Genomic DNA, 5,000 nt, shown 5'->3' on the forward strand with positions numbered 1-5,000 from the left:
GATTCCCTTCGATGAATCCTGCCGGAGTTCAGTTAGGCGCCCCGGTATCTCCTCGCGCAGCCATTTCACCCGCACCGCCTCGAAATCCTCAAGCGTGCGCAGGCCCGCGCGGACAACCTCGCTGGCATTACTGTAGCGGCCTGATTCGAGCTGCTTCCTGATGGAGCTCTCGTAATGGTCATTCACAGCGTAATTTGGCATTGCCCCCCTACGGGAACATGGGAGTGATCCCAAACCTGGCGATAGATGTCAGCTATTAGCAAAATTGGCCGATGACCATGCTACACCTTGCGCCACTCATCCCCAGAGAATCACCCTTCACTTTGATTCGACTTGATCGAGGCGTCGCTTCAACGCCCCGGGCCGCTCGACCAACGGCACTTGCGGCTATTGCGGCGTGACACACCCAACGGCCGGCGCGATCGATAATCCACATGCAGGTCGATTCGCGGTCCTCAGTCATTGTCATGGCCGAGGGTGGCCACAAAAGCCGGCTGAATAGAACACCACCCCGACCCAATTCATTTCGTATTTGATTGCAAGTCATCACCAGCATCACTGACCGATGCCTGACAAGAGGATCGGATGCTTCGTCTTTTTTGCCTCTGATTCGGTTGATCCGGTCATGGCGGCGGCTGGGCACTTCACCGCCAGTCCCCTAAACGCAAACGGCCCGCGGCTGCGGGCTGTTTTGAATTAGGTTTTGTTGAGAGGCTTGTTTTGTTGTCGTAGCTTGTCGGCTGAGCCTCTTTGTGCGCCGAGGAGTGCCGCTTGCAGGCACCATGTCCCCCGAATGCGAACGGCCCGCTGGCTGGTGCCTGGCGGACTGTTTGCTTGGTGCAGTTTGGTTTGCGGGGACCGGGATTGGGTTTTTTTGTCCCGCAGCTTGGGCCTTCGCCTTGTTGCGGACGCCTGATCCGGCGCAATCGATGGCCAGCCCAGCCGAACATCAAAACGGCCCGCGGGCTTTGTGCCAGGCGGGCCGTTTGATTACCGCAGATTGGTTGCGGGGACAGGATTGAGTTTTTTGTCCGGCGGCGTCGGCTCCGCTTGCGGGCGGCTGATGACAGGTTAAATCGCCGGCACCACAGCCCAATACAAAAGAGCCCGCACGAGGGCGGGCTCTTTTGTATTTGGTTGCGGGGACAGGATTTGAACCTGTGACCTTCAGGTTATGAGCCTGACGAGCTACCGGGCTGCTCCACCCCGCGTCACCTTTTGTGTAAGCCGAGGCCTACAGATAGGTATATGGCTGACCAAATGAAAGGGCCGCTTACGCGGCCCGTGATCCCTTGGCGGGCCATTTCATAAAGAGAAGATTTCTCTCACATCCGATTGGATGTGAGTTCAACGTGCGTTTAGCAGACCTGGCAGCGACCTACTCTCCCGCGTCTTGAGACGAAGTACCATCAGCGCTGGAGCGTTTCACGGCCGAGTTCGGAATGGGATCGGGTGCAGCCGCTCCGCCATAACCACCAGGTCGGCAAAACGCACGTTGTTCGAGAAGCTTTTTTGAGCGAATAGCCAATAGTGAGTAGCGAATAGGGACCCTATTTGCTGCTTTCTCTGAGCTGTTCGCTGGTCTTTTTTGTGCCTTTACAGTTCTTTGGATCCTGACGCCTTTCGAAGCGAAGCTTCGCAAGGTCGACCGACCGTCGGCGCTGATGCGCCGCACCCACGTAGCGCCGCCCGCAGGGCGGAACAAGCGTGAGTGAGAACAGACCATCTGACTTTGTCAGATGAGCATAAGGAATGAGAACGATCAAGCCGATCGAACTATTAGTACCGGTAAGCTTCAAGCGTTGCCGCTCTTCCACACCCGGCCTATCAACGTGGTCGTCTTCCACGGTTCTCAGGGAATACTCGTTTTAAGGTGGGTTTCCCGCTTAGATGCCTTCAGCGGTTATCCCGTCCGGATATAGCTACCCTGCTATGCGGCTGGCGCCACAACAGGTCCACCAGAGATCCGTCCATCCCGGTCCTCTCGTACTAGGGACAGATCCTTTCAATATTCCTACACCCACGGCAGATAGGGACCGAACTGTCTCACGACGTTCTGAACCCAACTCACGTACCGCTTTAAATGGCGAACAGCCATACCCTTGGGACCTGCTCCAGCCCCAGGATGCGATGAGTCGACATCGAGGTGCCAAACAACCCCGTCGATATGGACTCTTGGGGGTCATCAGCCTGTTATCCCCGGCGTACCTTTTATCCGTTGAGCGATGGCCCTTCCACGCGGGACCACCGGATCACTATGACCGACTTTCGTCTCTGCTCGACTTGTCAGTCTCGCAGTCAGGCAGGCTTATGCCATTGCACTCAGCGAACGATTTCCGACCGTTCTGAGCCCACCATCGCGCGCCTCCGTTACTCTTTAGGAGGCGACCGCCCCAGTCAAACTACCCACCATACATTGTCCCGGACCCGGATAACGGGCCGCGGTTAGACATCCATAGTAATAAGGGTGGTATTTCAAGGGTGGCTCCACCTGAGCTGGCGCCCAGGTTTCAAAGCCTACCACCTATCCTACACATGCCACTACGAATGCCAATGTAAAGCTATAGTAAAGGTGCACGGGGTCTTTCCGTCTAACCGCAGGAACCCCGCATCTTCACGGGGAATTCAATTTCACTGAGTCTATGCTGGAGACAGCGGGGAAGTCGTTACGCCATTCGTGCAGGTCGGAACTTACCCGACAAGGAATTTCGCTACCTTAGGACCGTTATAGTTACGGCCGCCGTTTACTGGGGCTTCGATTCAGAGCTTGCACCCCTCCTCTTAACCTTCCAGCACCGGGCAGGCGTCAGACCCTATACGTCGTCTTGCGACTTCGCAGAGCCCTGTGTTTTTGATAAACAGTCGCTACCCCCTGGTCTGTGCCACCCTCCTCTACTTGCGTAGAAAAGGGTCACGCTTCTTCCGAAGTTACGCGTGCAATTTGCCGAGTTCCTTCAGCATAGTTCTCTCAAGCGCCTTGGTATACTCTACCAGACCACCAGTGTCGGTTTCGGGTACGGTTTATAAGGAAGAGCTATTTCCTGGAACCACGCAGCAGCCCGTTCAATCCGATAAGATTGGACTACCTCAATGATCCGTCACTACCTCCAAGCCCACGAATATTAACGTGGTTCCCATCGACTACGCGTTTCCGCCTCGTCTTAGGGGCCGGCTAACCCTGCTCAGATTAGCTTTAAGCAGGAACCCTTGGTCTTTCGGCGGGGGAGTCTCTCACTCCCCTTACGTTACTCATGTCAGCATTCGCACTTCTGATACCTCCACCACCCCTCACGGGTATGGCTTCATCAGCTTACAGAACGCTCCGCTACCGCTTGGCCCTTGCGGACCAAACCCTAAGCTTCGGTGTATGGCTTTAGCCCCGTTACATTTTCGGCGCAAAGACCCTTATTTAGACCAGTGAGCTGTTACGCTTTCTTTAAATGATGGCTGCTTCTAAGCCAACATCCTGGTTGTTTTGGGATCCTCACATCCTTTCCCACTTAGCCATAACTTGGGGACCTTAGCTGTAGGTCAGGGTTGTTTCCCTTTTCACGACGGACGTTAGCACCCGCCGTGTGTCTGCCGACTAGTACTCCCAGGTATTCGGAGTTTGGTTAGGTTTGGTAATCCGGTGAGGACCCCTAGCCCATCCAGTGCTCTACCCCCTGGGGTATTCGGTCGACGCTCTACCTAAATAGATTTCGCGGAGAACCAGCTATTTCCGAGTTTGATTGGCCTTTCACCCCTAGCCACAAGTCATCCCGAACTATTGCAACAGTTATGGGTTCGGTCCTCCAGTAAGTGTTACCTTACCTTCAACCTGCTCATGGCTAGATCACTCGGTTTCGGGTCTAATGCGACGAACTGAACGCCCTGTTCAGACTCGCTTTCGCTGCGCCTACACCTAGCGGTTTAAGCTTGCTCGTCACACTAAGTCGCTGACCCATTATACAAAAGGTACGTGGTCACCCAGGACGAACCTTGGGCTTCCACTGTTTGTAGGCAATCGGTTTCAGGTACTCTTTCACTCCCCTTGTCGGGGTGCTTTTCACCTTTCCCTCACGGTACTAGTTCGCTATCGGTCATGCACGAGTACTTAGGCTTGGAGGGTGGTCCCCCCAATTTCAGACAGGATTTCACGTGTCCCGCCTTACTCGAGGACGATTGATTGCATTACGCGTACGGGGCTGTCACCCACTATGGCCCTACTTTCCAGAAGGTTCCGCTTGTCTCTCAATCGCCACTGGCCTGGTCCGGGTTCGCTCGCCACTACTTCCGGAGTCTCGGTTGATGTCCTTTCCTACGGGTACTTAGATGTTTCAGTTCCCCGCGTTCGCCACTTTACCCCTATGTATTCAGGGTAAGTTACCTATTATCGATACTTGGAAACCACAGCAGCAAGTCAGCCTTGCGACCTTCTGGCTGCTCTGATTTTCCAAGTACCTTAGGTGGGTTTCCCCATTCGGAAATCTACGGATCAAAGGGTATTCGCACCTCCCCGTAGCTTATCGCAGCGTATCACGTCCTTCATCGCCTGTGCATGCCAAGGCATCCACCAATTGCCCTTAAGACACTTGATCGTTCTCATTGCCAATGCCCACCTGCGCAATCCGAAGGATTGTCGCTTCAGCCTCTCCCTTACGGGATCAGCATCCGCGCAATTCCAAAGGAATTGTCGCCTGAAGCAGATCCTGTGCGGGATCTAACTTCGATGTCATTGGCACAAAAAGACCAGCTTCTCGAGATCGGTTCGAGGGCGCGGTTAGGCAAGCCCATCATATGCGGGAGATTGAGCGTCTCCCGCGACAAATCACAAACCTTTTCAAGCTCATGAAGTTCGAACAAATCTTCTCTTTACAATGTCAAACAGAACAAGCGGCAAGCTAGATGCTCACCACAAAACCTTTTTACGAATGACTTTTTCCCTTCATCTCTACTCGACACCTCCGCGCGATCCGCAGGATCGTCGCGAACCGCGACAATCCCTTCGGGATTGCGCG

Annotated in this window: 1 protein-coding gene, 1 tRNA gene and 2 rRNA genes (1 of these 4 only partly in view); all 4 read right to left on the reverse strand. The window is 54.4% G+C overall.

What is annotated here, in order from left to right; translation table 11 throughout:
• On the reverse strand, positions 1-201 hold the 5' portion of the coding sequence (locus NKH52_RS04465) for a type II toxin-antitoxin system ParD family antitoxin (protein WP_352727961.1). Its footprint begins 66 nt before the window's first position; the window shows 201 of its 267 coding nt (coding positions 1-201); it begins with the start codon at positions 199-201; its stop codon lies off the left edge, out of view.
• A 933-nt stretch (positions 202-1,134) separates the two neighbouring features.
• Positions 1,135-1,211, reverse strand: a tRNA-Met gene (locus tag NKH52_RS04470).
• Positions 1,212-1,365: 154 nt separating this feature from the next.
• Positions 1,366-1,480 (reverse strand): 5S ribosomal RNA (gene rrf / locus NKH52_RS04475).
• A 278-nt stretch (positions 1,481-1,758) separates the two neighbouring features.
• Positions 1,759-4,580 (reverse strand): 23S ribosomal RNA (locus NKH52_RS04480).
• Positions 4,581-5,000: the final 420 nt, after the last annotated feature.

It is taken from the genome of Mesorhizobium sp. M1066, assembly GCF_040318635.1.
GTDB lineage: Bacteria > Pseudomonadota > Alphaproteobacteria > Rhizobiales > Rhizobiaceae > Mesorhizobium.